The sequence below is a fragment of the Halopseudomonas salina genome (assembly GCF_014637955.1).
In the GTDB taxonomy this organism is placed as follows: Bacteria; Pseudomonadota; Gammaproteobacteria; order Pseudomonadales; family Pseudomonadaceae; genus Halopseudomonas; species Halopseudomonas salina.
In genome coordinates this window covers 176,070-191,460 of record NZ_BMFF01000004.1, presented here as the reverse complement: position 1 = coordinate 191,460, position 15,391 = coordinate 176,070, and the positions used below count along the sequence as shown (strand labels likewise).

9 protein-coding genes and 1 tRNA gene are annotated in these 15,391 nt (G+C 54.6%); 7 read left to right on the top strand and 3 right to left on the bottom strand.

Annotated features, from left to right (window positions below; genetic code table 11):
- Positions 1–107 precede the first annotated feature (107 nt).
- A complete protein-coding gene (locus tag IEV54_RS10910) occupies positions 108–2,492 on the top strand; it encodes a DUF6351 family protein (RefSeq protein ID WP_150276970.1) in 2,385 nt (794 codons plus the stop codon).
- 267 nt (positions 2,493–2,759) lie between these two features.
- Complete coding sequence (gdhA, locus tag IEV54_RS10905) at positions 2,760–4,097, top strand: NADP-specific glutamate dehydrogenase (RefSeq protein ID WP_150276971.1); 1,338 nt, start codon at positions 2,760–2,762, stop codon at positions 4,095–4,097.
- Here gdhA and IEV54_RS10900 read toward each other — a convergent pair.
- Entirely contained in the window at positions 4,082–6,178 is a 2,097-nt protein-coding gene (locus IEV54_RS10900; RefSeq protein ID WP_150276972.1) for an ATP-binding protein, read from the bottom strand. The two genes, gdhA and IEV54_RS10900, sit on opposite strands and share 16 nt — an antisense overlap.
- Positions 6,168–7,664, bottom strand: coding sequence for an ATPase domain-containing protein (locus IEV54_RS10895; protein ID WP_150276973.1), 1,497 nt, complete (start codon positions 7,662–7,664; stop codon positions 6,168–6,170). The genes IEV54_RS10900 and IEV54_RS10895 overlap by 11 nt, the downstream gene beginning before the upstream one ends.
- Positions 7,665–7,868: 204 nt before the next feature.
- On the opposite strand from IEV54_RS10895, the gene IEV54_RS10890 reads away from it, so the two are divergent.
- From IEV54_RS10890 to IEV54_RS10880, 3 genes are read left to right on the top strand one after another with little or no spacing between them, the layout of a single operon-like run.
- Positions 7,869–9,443 (top strand): ATP-binding response regulator, encoded by a 1,575-nt coding sequence (locus IEV54_RS10890; RefSeq protein ID WP_150276974.1) that lies wholly within the window; start codon positions 7,869–7,871, stop codon positions 9,441–9,443.
- Positions 9,444–9,496: 53 nt separating this feature from the next.
- A complete protein-coding gene (locus IEV54_RS10885) occupies positions 9,497–11,986 on the top strand; it encodes a PAS domain-containing protein (protein ID WP_150277114.1) in 2,490 nt (829 codons plus the stop codon).
- Between the two features lie 49 nt (positions 11,987–12,035).
- On the top strand, positions 12,036–13,940 hold the full coding sequence (locus IEV54_RS10880; RefSeq protein WP_308420819.1) for a putative bifunctional diguanylate cyclase/phosphodiesterase: 1,905 nt from the start codon (positions 12,036–12,038) through the stop codon (positions 13,938–13,940).
- Positions 13,941–14,012: 72 nt separating this feature from the next.
- Here the strand turns inward: IEV54_RS10880 and IEV54_RS10875 are convergent.
- A tRNA-Ser gene (locus IEV54_RS10875) sits at positions 14,013–14,103 on the bottom strand.
- Between the two features lie 165 nt (positions 14,104–14,268).
- On the opposite strand from IEV54_RS10875, the gene IEV54_RS10870 reads away from it, so the two are divergent.
- Positions 14,269–14,934, top strand: coding sequence for a Bax inhibitor-1/YccA family protein (locus IEV54_RS10870; RefSeq protein WP_150277115.1), 666 nt, complete (start codon positions 14,269–14,271; stop codon positions 14,932–14,934).
- Between the two features lie 67 nt (positions 14,935–15,001).
- Positions 15,002–15,391, top strand: coding sequence for a sulfurtransferase complex subunit TusD (tusD, locus tag IEV54_RS10865; RefSeq protein ID WP_150276976.1), 390 nt, complete (start codon positions 15,002–15,004; stop codon positions 15,389–15,391).

Below are 15,391 nucleotides of genomic sequence, written 5' to 3'. Positions count from 1 at the left end.
GTGTCAGTCAAATGCATGGATCTGTACCTGTTCCGCTCCACTCCCCGGGCCTAGCATGATGATTCCAAAAACCAACAAGAAGGCTCCGGCCCAGAGGGATCTGCACCATGACACCTTTCAGAAGTTACGCATTACCTTGCGCCCTTGGCGCACTTACAGTGGCACTCACAGGCTGCCTCGGTGGCGGTGGCGGTTCAAGCTCCGATATTGAAGACCCTGCGGCGTTGTCTATAGCGGTGCTCTCCAGCAGTCCTGACCAGGTCACCGGGAACTCGGTACTGCTGGGCGTCGAGGGTGATGTCGACCTGACTGAACAACAGGTGGCAGAGCTGGAACTGTGGGTTAATGACCAGAAAACCGAGCCGACACGTGTCACGCGGCGCAACGGCCGCATCGAGGTGCTTATTCCGGGCCTGAGCGAGGGTGAAAACCGGATAGAGCTGCACCACACCGAGCGTGGTCCGCTGGACTCGATGGCTGTGTCAGCGTTTCCAGAAACTGGTCCGATTTTCTCTGGCCCGCAGCAATACCCCTTTGTCTGCACAACAGTCAGCGAGTGGGACAAACAGCCCTTGGTCGATACCAATGGCGATACAGGTTTTCCGGTATTCGAGGGAGGTACACAGATCGGCCTAAGCCGTGATTGTTCGGTTGAGCCCTTCGTGACATTTGTTTATCGCACTACAGGCGGCAGCTACCAGCCTCTACCGGGCGACGGTACTCGCCCAGCCGACATGGCCAGCACCACCCTGACCGACGGCCGTGAAGTAGATTTCGTCGTGCGCTGGGAGCGCGGAACGCTGAACAGGTTCCTTTACAGCTTTGCCACCCTTGCCACCCTGGGAGATGCCGCAGATGCGGCAGCGACTGATAACTGGAATGGCCGGCTGCTGTTCCAGTTCGAGGGAGGTGTTGCCATCGGCCACACCCAGGGCCGAGTCAGCGGTCGAGCTTTGGCACCAGAAGTTCTGGGCAAGGGATATGCCGTCATCTACTCTTCCGGCACCCGAACCAATGCGCATTACAACCTCCAGGTTGGCGGCGAAACTGCACTCATGGTCAAGGAGCACTTTATCAAACGCTTCGGTGTGCCGGACTACACCGTGGCCATCGGTGGCTCGGGCGGCGGAATCCAGCAGTATGTCTACTCCCAGAACCACCCCGACCTACTGGATGCCGGTGTGCCGCAGTACGCCTATCCGGACATGGTCACCCAGACCATCCATATCGGCGATTGCGAACTTCTGGAACACTACATGGACGTGACTGACCGCAACAACGCACGCTGGCAAACCACCGAGAATCGCTCTTTGCTGGTAGGGCTGAATGCGACAGATGACTATCCCGATCCCTTCGCCGACGCCAAGACCATGTTGGGTTACGCAACGGCACCCGGAATGTCCGAGTGTATTCCTGCATGGCGCGGCTTGACACCCCTGGTCATGAATCCAATGTTCGGACAGGTGGCCAATCAGGCCCAGATGGAACCTGCAGGGGTAATGGAGCAGGTTAACTGGACTCACTATGACGACCTGCGCAATATCTACGGCGTAGATGCCCAAGGTAATCCGCGAACACTGTTCGATAACGTCGGTGTTCAATACGGCCTTGATGCGCTGACCAGCAATGAGATATCTCCTGAGGAGTTTCTCAAACTCAATTCGCAAGTAGGCGGCTGGAAGCAGCCGGAGGACATGGTTCAGGAAGGTTTTCCCTTTATCGGCACCATCGCCGATGTAATGAATGATCCTACCAAGTTCGACCCCTGGAGCCGGCGGAACATGTTACTCAGTCCGGATGGTATCGCACCTGCGCCGCGCACGGAGGGTGATCTGCTGGCAATCCGGGCAGCCTATGAGTCAGGAATGGTATTCGATGGTCAGCTGAATATTCCCGTAATTGAATGGCGGCATTACCTGGAAGAAGTGCTCGACATGCACAACAGCCATCAGTCGTTCTCCGCACGCCAGCGTATCCGTAACAAAATGGGCCATTCTGATAATCAGGTTATATGGTTTACCGATACTCGCCCGACCGATACTTCCGACCCGGCTCGTCCTCGCCCTCGGGAAGAATTCGATCACACCTGGCTGGCCCTTGAGGTGTTGCACGAATGGCTTGAAAACATCGAACAGAATCCGGACCAGACCATCGCTGAAAACAAGCCAGCCGCTGCAGTGGACAGTTGCTTTGAAACGCAGGGCGATCTGATTGCATCCGGCACCGACGTATGGGACGGAATAATCGACAACGACCCGGAGGGCCTGTGCACTAGCCAGTTCCCTACCTATACCACCTCACGCATGGAGGCCGGCGGGCCGATAGAGGGCAGTATTTTCAAGTGCACTCTCAAGCCGATCAGTACTGCGTTGAACGATGGTACTTATGGAAGCTGGGTGCCTGACACCGCGGAGATAACGCAACTGAATGCCATTTTCCCCGAGGGGGTTTGTAACTATAACGAGCCTGATCAGGGCCGCCCACAGAACTGAAATACCTACGCTGGTTGAGAAACAAAGCCCCGAACTTCGGGGCTTTGTTTTTATGGCTCGCACCGCAATAGTGCATAGAATGCATCACTTTGTTACAGTTAGAGCTGCAGCGAACCTGGTAGATCCCCGAAAGGAATCCTTTGAAAAAACGATATTCACCGCGCGACTGTGTCTATTTCCAGTCCCGGGGTCAGGCGCGACTGCGTGTCTGTATGCATATGCCCTTAAGCCAATAATGTTCTTCACGCTTACTACAAGAGAATGCAAATGACCTACACCCTGGAAAACTGTCTCGCGAATATCAAAAAGCGTGATCCCGACCAGCCTGAATTCCATCAGGCTGCGGAAGAAATACTCAGCTCTCTTTGGGAGTTTCTGGAATCACATCCCAAGTACTTGAAAAGTGGCATTATCGAGCGTCTCGTCGAGCCAGAGCGGGTGATAATGTTCCGGGTGCCGTGGATGGATGACAAGAACCAGGTCCAGGTCAATCGGGGCTTCCGGATACAGATGAACAGCGCCATAGGGCCCTACAAGGGTGGGCTGCGCTTTCATCCATCGGTAAATCTGAGCGTGCTGAAGTTCCTCGCCTTTGAACAGGTTTTCAAGAATGCATTGACAACTCTGCCAATGGGCGGTGGCAAGGGCGGATCGGATTTTGACCCCAAGGGCAAGAGTGACGAAGAAGTGATGCGCTTCTGTCAGTCGTTCATGACGGAACTCGCGCGTCATATCGGTGCAGATGTGGATGTGCCCGCTGGCGACATCGGAGTTGGCGCACGCGAGATTGGCTATATGTACGGGCAGTACAAACGTCTGCGCAATGAATTCACTTCGGTGCTGACTGGCAAGGGCCCCACCTACGGAGGCAGCCTCATCCGTCCGGAAGCGACCGGCTACGGCTGTGTGTATTTTGCGCAAGAGATGCTCAAGGGCCGTGATACCGGTTTCGCAGGCAAACGCGTCGCTATTTCGGGCTCCGGCAACGTTGCCCAGTACGCTGCGCAAAAAGTGCTGGAACTCGGTGGGCAGGTGATTTCCGTTTCCGACTCTGGCGGTACCCTGCACTTCGTCGAAGGTATGACGTCTGATCAATGGTTCGAGCTGATGGCGCTCAAGAACGAACGTCGCGGAAGGCTGGAAGAAATGGCCAGCGACAACGCTGACTTTTACCCCGGACAGACGCCCTGGCATTTGCAGTGTGATATCGCCCTGCCCTGCGCCACACAAAATGAGCTTGACGAAACCGACGCTCGTGCTCTGGTCCAGAATGGCTGCATATGCGTGGCTGAAGGTGCCAATATGCCGTGCACTCTGGCTGCCGTCGATGTGTTCATGGAGCACCAGATCCTGTTCGCGCCGGGTAAAGCCGCTAATGCTGGCGGCGTTGCCGTGAGCGGGCTGGAAATGACTCAGAACGCCATGCGCCTGCATTGGACTGCCGGTGAGGTAGACGAAAAGCTGCACAGCATCATGAAGTCGATCCACAACACCTGCGTGCATTTCGGCAGGGAACATGATGGATTTATCAACTATGTCAAAGGGGCTAACATAGCAGGCTTCGTCAAAATTGCGGACACGATGCTCGCTCAGGGCGTAGTCTGATATCCAGCATTTTCCTGTGTATTGGCCAGCAGCATGTTTGCTACGCGGCTGGCCAATACATCAATGGTAAAAGGCTTGGTCAACAATTGCATATGCGGACCGAGAAAATCGGTCTGGTTGATGGCGCTCTCTGCGTAACCGGTGAGAAAGAGAACAGGCAACCTTGGTTGCAGCTGCTGAATAACCTCAGCCAACTGCCGACCGTTCATTCCCGGTAGCCCGACATCGGTCAACAGCAGATCAACGCGGTCCATGACGTAAAAGGATTCGAGCGCCTCATCGCTGTTGCGAGCCACCGTAACCTGATAGCCGAGCTCTTCCAGCACTTCCTTGTTGATCAGCCTCACCGAATCGTCGTCTTCAACCAGTAGTATCGACTGACCGCTACCTGCTTTAGCCAACCTTTCAATAGGCGCTGAGTCCTTGTGAGCCTGGTAGTTTTCCGGCAGGCAGATGGTTACGTTGGTACCCCTCTCCGGCACGCTGTTGATTGTAAGGTAACCATGACTTTGCTGAGCAAAGCCGTAAACCATGGACAGACCTAGCCCTGTGCCCTGACCAATCGGCTTGGTGGTGAAGAAGGGCTCCATGACCTTGTCCTGAACATGGTGGGGTATTCCATACCCGGTATCTTGCACATCAATACACACCTGCCCCTGCTCAGCCTCATTGGACTTGATAAGCCGAGTGCGAATGATCAGGGCTCCCCCCGCAGGCATTGCGTCCCTGGCATTGATGACGAGATTGAGAATAGCGTTTTCCAACTGATTGCCGTCGGCGTGGATCCATGGATCCTCACTACAGAGCTCCAATGTGAGGGCGATCTGCTCGGATACCGTTCTCTGCAGCAGATCCTTGAGAGTCGACACCAGACGGTTGATTGGCAAGGGTTTGGCGTCCAGTGGTTGGCGCCTTGAAAAAGCCAGCAATCGTTGGGTCAAGGAGGCTGCGCGCTGTGCAGAGCTGTTGGCCGCGTCCATAAACCGTTCAATGTCTTTGGTTTGGCCTTTAGCCATGCGAATCTTGATCAGATCAAGCGCGCTGATAACGCCCGTGAGCATATTGTTGAAATCATGCGCGATACCCCCGGTCAACTGGCCTACCGCCTCCATCTTCAGTGCCTGGCGGAGCTGGTCCTCGGCTCGTTCGCGCTCATCACTCTCCTTTCTGAGTCGCTCAATAGCGGCATTGAGTTCGCGTGTTCGCGCCTGTACCTGAATCTCGAGCTCCTCATTAAAACGGCGCAGAGACAGCTCAGCCTGCTTTTCTTCGTTTATATCCAGAATGACCGACGCGGCTCCAAGAATATTGCGCTGCTCGTCGTACAAAGGCACCGCGCTTACACGCATCCAGGACTCGGAACCACTATCAAGTTTGTGGCAAAACTCCACACCTGTCGCGGCCTCGCCTCTGAGGGCTCTGGCGCCGGGAAACATGTTCGGCTCCAGCTTTTTACCCTCTGAATCACGAGCGATCCAGCGTGCAGCGCTTGACGGGTGCTTTGAAGGAATAATTCCACTGGGCAGATACTTTCTGAACAGCGGATTGCTGATGATTGATTTGCCCTGACTGTCCATGAAACTGATACCGACGGGCACGTTTTCCAAAAGCGTTGTCAGCCGGCCGCGTTCTTCCGCGAGTTCAGCCAGGCGATCACGCATCTCGAACTGACGCTCACGTGAACCCCAGGCAGCATCAACTGCACTCAATAACGATGCGGAACTCAATGGTCGCTCCAGCACGATCACGTAGCCGGCGGAGGCAGGCAAACGGCGTCTGGCAACATCGGTATCACGCCCCAATCGACCTTTGTTAGATGCCAAGAGTATGGTCGGAATATCAGACCAGCTGGGCTGGCGACCCAGCGCCTCGTCCAGCGCAACGACTCCGCCCAGCAGGGACTCTTCGGTCAGGATGACCAGCCCCGTACCCGCGCCGAGCTCTGCTGCAAGGGAGTTGATATTGGAATGAACCTGAACATAGTACTTACCTGAGAAAAGCTTGTTCAGGCTGGGCGCATCCCCTTTGAACGGTGCAACAATTGAAAGGGTCTTCGCTTCAGGTCGTCTTTCAGAAATCACGCTGCCTCTCTTCCATGAGGTGTTCTTCGCCAAAATATTCCGGGGTGCCCGTAAGTACGCCGCGGAATGTTATCAGTGGATCGCCAACGCGTACGCCATGAGAGTCAATCCGCAATTCACGAATAGCATCTTCATGGGCGCCAGTACGGTGTTTGAGTACTGAAATCGCTTTGCGAAGCCTCCCTTGGGCTTCGAAATAGCGAATCAGTATGACTGAGTCTGCTATGTAGGAAACGTTGAGGCTGGTGGACATCGAGCCTATGAGCCCATGCTGTGGGTTTATCAGAAAGGTGACGACCCCCAACTGGCTCAGATAGGACAGCACCTCATGCATCTGCAGGATGAGCTGCTGCTCCTGAGGCATAGCGGCCATATAGCCATTAAGACTGTCAACTACGATCATCCTGCTGTTGCGTTCTTCTACTTCGGTGCGCACTCGCCAGGTAAATTCACCGGGGGAGATTTCTGCCGGATCAATCTGCTGGATTACCAGCTGACCATTTGCTACATACCTACTGAGGTCGAGCCCCATGCTGTCCGCGCGATTGATGAGCGTGGCTACCCGCTCATCGAATTCGTAGATGGTGCAGTTTTCCCCCCTTCTACAGGCAGCTGCCAGGTATACGAGTGCCAGAGTGGTTTTGCCGGAGCCGGCCGGACCGGTTACCAGAGTGCTGGTACCCCGTAGGGGGCCACCAACCAGCAAGTCGTCGAGCTCTTTTATCCCGCTACAAACTGATTCAGTGCTGAACTTGACATGGTGCTTGGCCGCAATGAGACGAGGGTACACCTCCAATCCACCTTTCTTGATAGTAAAGTCATGATAGCCAGCTACGAAATCCACTCCTCGCAGTTTCTGTACCTGCATGCGCCTGCGAGCGGCCCCGAACTCCAGGGTCAGCCGTTCCAGGGTAACAACACCATGGCAAAGACTGTGCAAGTGATTATCACGCTCCCCGTTAGAACCTGTCATATCGTCTACCAGCAGAACGGTGATCTGCTGACCAGAGAAATACTGTTTGAGCGCCAAAACCTGGCGTCGGTAGCGCAAGGGATCCTGAGCAAGCAGGCGCATTTCTGACAGGCTGTCGAAGACCAGTCGCTTTGGCTTGAGCAGTTCTACCTTTTCCTCGATCAGCCGAATGGTATTGCCTAGCTCGGCCTCCCAGGGATGCAGGATGGATTGCTCATAGCTTTGGCCCAGCACTTCAGCAGTGGAAGAAAACTCGAACAGATCAATACCATCGAGTGTCCAACCATGTGAATGCGCCACACTTTCAAGTTCTTCTGCCGTTTCTGAGAGGGTGATGTAGAGCACGGGCTCGCCGGCGGCAACACCCTCGAGCAGGAACTGTAAGCCAAGTGTTGTTTTACCAGCACCGGGCGTGCCCTCTAAAAGATAGAGCCGGTTTTGGGGCAGTCCGCCCTTGAGAATTGCGTCAAATCCGTTGTTGCCGGTGGAGATGACGGGGTATGTTTTTGCCATTCGATATCCTCAAAAGGGACGCAGCCCCTCGAGAGCAACGTACTAATCTGCTGTTGGGCAGCTGTTTTCTGACTCTGAAACCATCCGAGCCACTTTATTGGCGTATTTTATCAGCCAGTATGGTTAAAATCTTCGCGGCTGTTAGGAAATGTTTCAGAGCACTGGGCCAGCTCGCACCTTCAACATCTAGGACCGCAAATCGGCATGAAAATTCAAGATATGTCACCTCTATTGCCTAACGTGGAGGAACGCTACCGGCTGCTGGTCGACTCGATCATCGACTATGCCGTTTACATGCTCGACCCAGACGGTATCGTTGCCAGCTGGAATTCTGGAGCGCAGCGCTTCAAGGGATATGCCAGCGAAGAAATAATTGGTTTGCCTTTTTCCTTGTTTTATACCGAGGAAGACAGACTTGCCGGCTTGCCCAAGCGTGGTCTTGAAATTGCCGCGGCGCAGGGGCGCTTCGAGACGGAGGGCTGGCGGGTCAGAAACGACGGCTCGCGGTTTTGGGCCCACGTGATTATCGATCCGATTCGCGACGAGGTGGGCTCTATCACCGGATTTGCCAAGGTCACTCGTGATATCACCGAGCGCTATCAAACCCAGCAGGAGCTCGACCGCGCACGTGAAGCTTTGTTTCAGGCGCGGAAAATGGAAGCCGTTGGTCGTCTCACCGGCGGTGTCGCCCACGATTTCAACAATCTGCTGACCATCGTCTTGATCAGTCTGAACCTGGCGAAGAAACGAGCCCCTGACTCCCCTGTACTTGACCTGATTGACAATGCTATTCAGGGCGCCGAGCGCGGTGCTGCCATGACCCAGCGGATGCTGGCCTTCTCCAGACACCAGCCACTAAAAATAGAGACATTGGTAATTGCCGACCTGTTGCAGGGGATACAAGGTCTCATTCGGCAATCCATTGGGCCCGTTATGCGGATTCATACAAGAATCGCGTCTGCCCTGCCCCGCATTCATGGCGATCGTAACCAGTTGGAAACGGCCCTTCTGAATCTGGTCATCAATGCCCGCGACGCCATGCCCGGGGGCGGCGAGGTATTAATCTCGGCCCGTCTACCCACCGCTTTCGATAGCGTTGAAGCGGTAATGGAGCCAAATGAATATGTTTTGCTGGAGGTTGTCGACACCGGCGACGGTATGGATGAAGAAACCGCTCGGCGGGCCATCGAACCGTTCTTCACCACAAAAGACGTTGGCAAGGGTACCGGGCTTGGGCTGTCAATGGCACACGGCATAGTCGAGCAACTGGGTGGCAAGCTGATGTTAGAAAGTGTTCTGGGAAAAGGTACAACAGTCCAGCTGTGGCTGCCGATTAGCCATGAGCTGACTGTGCAGGCCGGTCCATCCAGCATTGCTCAGTGCGCCTCTGCTACCAAACCATTACAGATTCTCGTAGTTGACGACGACGACCTGGTGCTGACCAATACCTGTGCGCTTCTGGAGGACATGGGTCATCACACTTTTCAAGCTTCCTCTGCGGACGTAGCTCTTGAGATGTTGAAGAATCTCGAAGTCGCACTGGTCATTACGGACCACGCCATGCCCAATACCACTGGCAGACAACTGGTGGAAAGCCTGAAAGTGTCCAACCCCAAGTTGCCGGTAATTATTGCATCGGGTTACTCGGACATTACCGAGCGGGCTGACCCAGGCATACCCACATTGGCCAAGCCCTTTGATGAGGCCGGTTTATCCAGAGTTATTTGCCAGGCGATGGAGAAGGCAACGACCCTTGTGTCTCGCGGGGTAATACCTTGAAGGACGACCATCCAGAAGGAGCTGGAAACACGCCCGCAAGCAGTTCTCAAACCATGCAAAACCGCGATCAAAGCGGTGAACAGGCGATGCATGAACGTTATAGGCTGATTGCTAAAGCCACCAACGACGCGGTGTGGGATTGGGATCTTGTGACCAATTACGTCTTGTGGAATGAGGCGTTGATGCACGCCTACGGCTACACGGCAGAAACCATTACTCCGACCGGAGATTGGTGGATTGCCCAGATTCATCCGGTCGATCAGGCCCGTGTTGATGCGTCGATCCATACCGTCATTCATAGTGAAGAAACTGCCTGGAGTGAGGAATACCGCTTCCGCCGGGGAGATGGTACGTATGCAGAGGTCCTCGATCGTGGACAGGTGATACGGAACTCGAGCGGCCAGGCAATACGTGTTATCGGCGCCATGCTCGATTTGACTCAGATGCGAATTGCAGCAAATGCGCTACGCAGAAGCGAAGAACGCTTCAGAACGATACTGGAAACCGTTGAGGCAGGGTTTGCCATCGTTCAGGTCAAGTTCGACAGCCAGGACAGGCCGGTTGATTACCGTTTCGACGAGATCAACCCTGCGTTCGAGAAACAGGCGGGCGTAAACCTTCAGGGTAAATGGGTCACAGAGTACGCCCCTGATCTGGAGCCCTTCTGGTTTGAGATTTACGGAAAGGTGGCCATGACCGGCGAGCCCGCCAGCTTCGAAAGTTACGCCGAAGCGTTCGCCCGGTGGTTCGATGTACGCGCGGTTCGCGTCGGCGATCCGGCGGATAGGCAAATTGCGGTCATTTTCAATGATGTCACTGAGCGGCGGAATGCGCAGGAAAGGTTGCGCGCAAGCGAAGCCCTGGCCCGAGACAATGTAGAGCGTGTTCAACTGGCGCTGTCCGCTGGCGCCATTATTGGTACTTGGCACTGGGATCTGGCTACCGACCACTTCAGCATCGATGACGGCTTTGTGAACGCCTTTGGTCTTCCCCCCGGAATCAGTCGACACGACCTTCCTCTGGTAGAGGTGGTAAAGACAGTGCATCCCGATGACAGCGCTGGTCTGATGAACGCAATCGATGAAGCCATCCTGCGGGGCGGCGCCTATGCTCACCAGTACCGTGTGCGTCGGGCAGATGGGAAATACTATTGGATAGAAGCAAACGGTCGGGTTGAGCATAGCGCCGAGGGCGTACCTCTGCGCTTTCCAGGGGTCCTTCTTGATGTAGAAGAGCGACGCGCTGTCGAGGCGGAACGTGACAGGGCACTGGCAGCGCTACGAGCTTTGAATGACACCCTGGAACAACGCGTTGCAGAGCGTACCGATGAGCTGATGCAGTCCGAGGACAAGTTGCGTCAATCGCAGAAAATGGAAGCAGTCGGTCAGCTCACAGGAGGGCTGGCCCATGACTTCAACAATTTGCTTGCAGGTATTTCCGGTGCGCTCGAACTGATGTCCAGACGGATCAATCAGGGACGTACCGACGAGATAGGTAAATATATCCTGTCGGCACAAGGGGCAGCCCAACGTGCAGCTTCTCTGACCCACAGATTGCTCGCCTTTTCGCGTAGGCAAACGCTGGATCCTCGTGCCATTGATGTGAACACCTTGATTGCCAGCATGGTCGAATTGATCCGCCACGCTGTAGGACCGGGCATCCTCGTGAAAACAGTTGGCGCGGACAATCTCTGGACTACGTTGGTTGATGCAGGGCAGCTCGAAAGCTCTTTGCTCAACATTTGCCTCAATGCGCGAGATGCCATGCCTGATGGTGGCCGTATTGTTATTGAAACCAGCAACAAGCATTTGGAGGGCCTGACGGCGCAAGCTGCCGAGATACCACCGGGTGAGTACCTTGCACTTACTGTAACTGACTCCGGTGTTGGTATGACACCGGACATCCTTGCCAAAGCTTTTGAGCCTTTCTTTACCACCAAGCCAATCGGTCAGGGGACAGGGCTGGGTCTCTCGATGATTTACGGTTTTGCCAAGCAGTCAGGTGGGCAGGTACGTATTGAATCGGAGGTTGACCAGGGCACGACCATAAGCATTTACCTTCCCCGCCATCACGGTCCCGCTGCGAAAGTCGGTCAACAACTGAAAAACGCTCCCGTAAACTTTTCCAAAAGTGGCGAGACCATCCTTATCGTCGATGATGAACCAACGGTAAGAATGTTGCTTCGTGAGGCGTTGGGCGACCAGGGATACACCCTGATCGAGGCGGCTGATAGCGTCGCAGGGCTCAAGCTGCTGCGTTCCGACATCAACATTGACCTGCTGATCACCGATGTCGGACTCCCGGGCGGTCTGAATGGACGGCAGATGGCCGACGCAGGCCTGGAAAATCGGCCTGGCCTCAAGGTGCTGTTTATTACTGGTTATGCGGAGGCTTCTGTTCTTGGTAAAGACGATCTTGGAGCTTGTATGCAAGTGCTGACCAAGCCCTTTGCCATCGACGCGCTCTCTGCTCGGGTTCAACACCTACTGTTTTCGGACCCCGCGGATCGGGGATCCGTGTTGCAAACGCCCCCTATTTCGTAATTGGGTCTGGAAAACAATTTCTTCTGCAGACCACTCTATAGCGCGCCAAATGTCTCCAGGTTCGACTCAACCCATCAATTGGGGACCAGTCAGTTGCAAAAAAAGATATAGTTTTTCCGCATTTTGGCCACATATAGTTGCTGATACCCCATCGCGAATAATAGCAAGGATGCAGCCAATGACCTTCAGACCCCCCGCCTTGTTAGCGGTCATCAAGGAATCAGATTTTTCAGTAGTCATAACCACTGGCGAGCTGGAACCTGCAGGGCCGGTCTACGTGCATGTTAATGATGCTTTTACACGCATGACGGGTTATTCACGAGAGGAGCTTCTGGGTGCAGCACCCAGCCTCCTGGAGGGTCCGGACACTGATCGCACAGTTCTGGAGCGACTCAAGTCAAACTTGCGTGCCGGCGACTCTTTTGAGTGTCAGGCGTGGAATTACCGGAAGGACGGTACGCCCTATCTGGTTGAGTGGACCATCACGCGTTTACGCCATGATGGAGAAGGTTTGGATTATTTTTTTTCCGTGCAGCAGGAAATAACCAACCTGAATCCTGCTCAGGACAGGCTGGAGGGCCAAACTCGGCGCTTGAATGCACTTTTGAATTCAAGCGGAGCCAAGCACGATCCTATTACTGGCGCCTTGAATCATCGCAGTATGCTTTTGCGGCTACAGCGTCTCATTGATCAGACGGCAGAATCCGGCTCAGTGACCGGCCTTGTGTCCTTGCAGTTCAGACGCCTTGACCGCATTGATCGAGCCTTTGGCGTGGAGACAATCAATCATCTCCTGAGCGATATCGCCAAACGCCTCGGTAACAGACTTAAGCCGGAGGAATCGCTGGCCCGTTCCCATGATCACACCTTCGCGGTAATCATCTCTGCGGAAGCCGATGCGGCGAACGATGCGGATCATCATCTGATGAAGCGAGCACGCTCTTTCATTGCGGCTGTTACTGAAAAGGATTTTGAAATTGCGGGTGAAGTTCTACGGGTCGAGGTGAGCGCGGGTATTGCCCGCGCGCCCACAGATGGCCGCCACGCGCGAGAGCTGGCACTGCTTGCCGAAGAGCTTGCTGAAGGGGCCGCCAATACAGACGCGGATCCTATTCGCTGGGCTGATCACAGCATAAAGGAAGCGCAGCGCCAGGAAATCAAACTTGAAGGCGATCTGCAGTCTGCCGTCTCCGAAAAGCAATTGGTGCTCTTTTATCAACCAGTTATGGATTTGGAAAACGGTAAGGCAGTGGGGGCTGAGGCCTTATTGCGCTGGCCACTACCTGAAGGGCAAGCCCCGATAGGTCCGGACTGTTTTATCCCGCTGGCCGAGCAGCTGGGGCTCATGGATGAGCTGGGAGGACAAGTTTTCGAAGATGCCTGCCTTCAACTTCGAAGTTGGCAAGCGCTCGAGGGCAACGCGGCATTCTGGATTTCGGTCAATGTAGCACCCTCTCAACTCCGGGATCCGAATCTGGCCGCCCGCTTTGTGGATATCTCGCGATCTATAGGCGTGTCGCCAAGATGCATGAAGCTCGAAATAACAGAGAACGCATTGGAATTCGACATCAATTGTGTGCGACAGGTGATCGATGACCTGGTTGCAGCTGGTTTTTCTCTAGCCCTGGACGACTTCGGTACCGGTTACTCTTCTCTGGGACGTCTGATCGATATCCCGTTCAATCTGATCAAGGTAGATAAGGCGTTTGTCTGGCAATCACCCGACGGACGCGGCGCCGGTGTAGTTGCGAGTCTTGCGCAGCTGAGTCGTCACCTGCATATCGAGGCGCTTGGCGAGGGGGTCGAGACCCCTGCTCAGGAAGCTTTCTTGCGGTCGCTCAACTACCGTTTCGCCCAGGGCTTCTATTATGCCAAACCGATGGCCGCGGCTGACTTTGCGGTGTGGGCCGGATGGTTGCCCGATCAAGCCCATGTTGGAGTTGCTACCACCTGATGATTCGCCCAATCGTCCAGATCAACAGCAGAACGAAAAAAGCCCCATTTCTGGGGCTTTTGACTACTGATATGGCGGAGGGACAGGGATTCGAACCCTGGGTAGGCTATTAACCTACGCCGGTTTTCAAGACCGGTGCATTCAACCGCTCTGCCATCCCTCCACGGCCGGCAATACTACCGGAAACCGCGCGCTAGTCAATGCCCAAGGTAGCTAAATGAAACGCTTTAACATTTTCAAGGCCTTGATTTGCAACATCGAACAGGTATGATCGAGCGCATATCAAAGGATCAACCTGCTTGCCCACTCCTGGAGATCGACTATGAACATGCAAGATCAGCAAACCACCCTGCAGCATTCGGGTGTAAACGAGGCCGAGGTCAGTAAGCTGTTCCGCAACACCTATGCTCTGCTGGCCATGACTTTGGCGTTCAGTTCCATTGTTGCAATGGTTTCAATGGCGTTGAATCTGCCGCGGCCTAATATCATCATCATGCTGGTGGGGTTTTATGGCCTGCTCTTCCTGACCTCGAAGTTCCGTGATTCGGGCTGGGGTCTGGTATTGACCTTCGTATTTACCGGCTTCCTGGGCTACACCACTGGCCCCATATTGAACGCTTACCTGTCACTGCCCAATGGCGGTTCACTGGTGGCTATGGCATTGGGCATGACTGCCATGGTGTTCCTGGGTCTGTCTGCATACGCGATTCTGACCCGCAAGGATTTCAGCTTCCTGTCCGGCTTCATCATGGCTGGTTTTGTCGTATTGCTTTGCGCAGTCGTGGCCAGTATTTTCCTGGACATCTCTGGTCTTTCACTGGCGATTTCTGCTGGCTTCGTGTTGTTTTCATCGGCCATCATTCTTTATCAGACCAGCTCCATCATTCACGGTGGCGAAGACAACTACATCATGGCGACCATCACCCTTTTCGTTTCTATCTACAACATTTTCCTGAGCCTGCTGCACATTCTGGGCGTTGTTGGCGACGACTGATCGATTAGTTGGTTACAATGAGGCCCGCTCGATAGCGGGCCTTTTTTGTTTTTGAACGGTTCTGACCATGAATTTTGCCATTGTCCTACTCTCCGGTCCCCAGGATCCAGCTGCCCGCAGCGCACTGAATTTTGCCCGCGCAACGCTGGATGCCGGGCATCAGATCAGTCGGTTATTCTTCTATCGCGACGCAGTCCATCTGGCTACCGCGCTGGCTGTACAGCCCCAGGACGAAGCGGACATCTACGCGGATTGGAGAGCCTTCATTTCAGAGAACCAGCTTGATGCCGTTGTATGCATTGCCGCCGCCCTGCGCCGCGGCGTGCTCGATGACGCGGAGGCTTCACGCTGGCAGCGGCCTGTAGCAAACACAGGAGCGCCCTGGGAGTTATCCGGCCTTGGACAATGGGTCGACAGTCTGCAAACAGCTGACCGTACCGTGACGTTCGGAACCTGA

Excerpts from the sequence above, each read along its gene's own strand:
- tusD (WP_150276976.1), top strand. The coding sequence starts at position 15,002 with ATGAATTTTGCCATTGTCCTACTCTCCGGTCCCCAGGATCCAGCTGCC.
- gdhA (WP_150276971.1), top strand. The coding sequence starts at position 2,760 with ATGACCTACACCCTGGAAAACTGTCTCGCGAATATCAAAAAGCGTGAT.
- IEV54_RS10895 (WP_150276973.1), bottom strand. The coding sequence starts at position 7,664 with ATGGCAAAAACATACCCCGTCATCTCCACCGGCAACAACGGATTTGAC.
- IEV54_RS10880 (WP_308420819.1), top strand. The coding sequence starts at position 12,036 with ATGTCTCCAGGTTCGACTCAACCCATCAATTGGGGACCAGTCAGTTGC.
- IEV54_RS10885 (WP_150277114.1), top strand. The coding sequence starts at position 9,497 with ATGCAAAACCGCGATCAAAGCGGTGAACAGGCGATGCATGAACGTTAT.
- IEV54_RS10870 (WP_150277115.1), top strand. The coding sequence starts at position 14,269 with ATGCAAGATCAGCAAACCACCCTGCAGCATTCGGGTGTAAACGAGGCC.
- IEV54_RS10890 (WP_150276974.1), top strand. The coding sequence starts at position 7,869 with ATGAAAATTCAAGATATGTCACCTCTATTGCCTAACGTGGAGGAACGC.
- IEV54_RS10910 (WP_150276970.1), top strand. The coding sequence starts at position 108 with ATGACACCTTTCAGAAGTTACGCATTACCTTGCGCCCTTGGCGCACTT.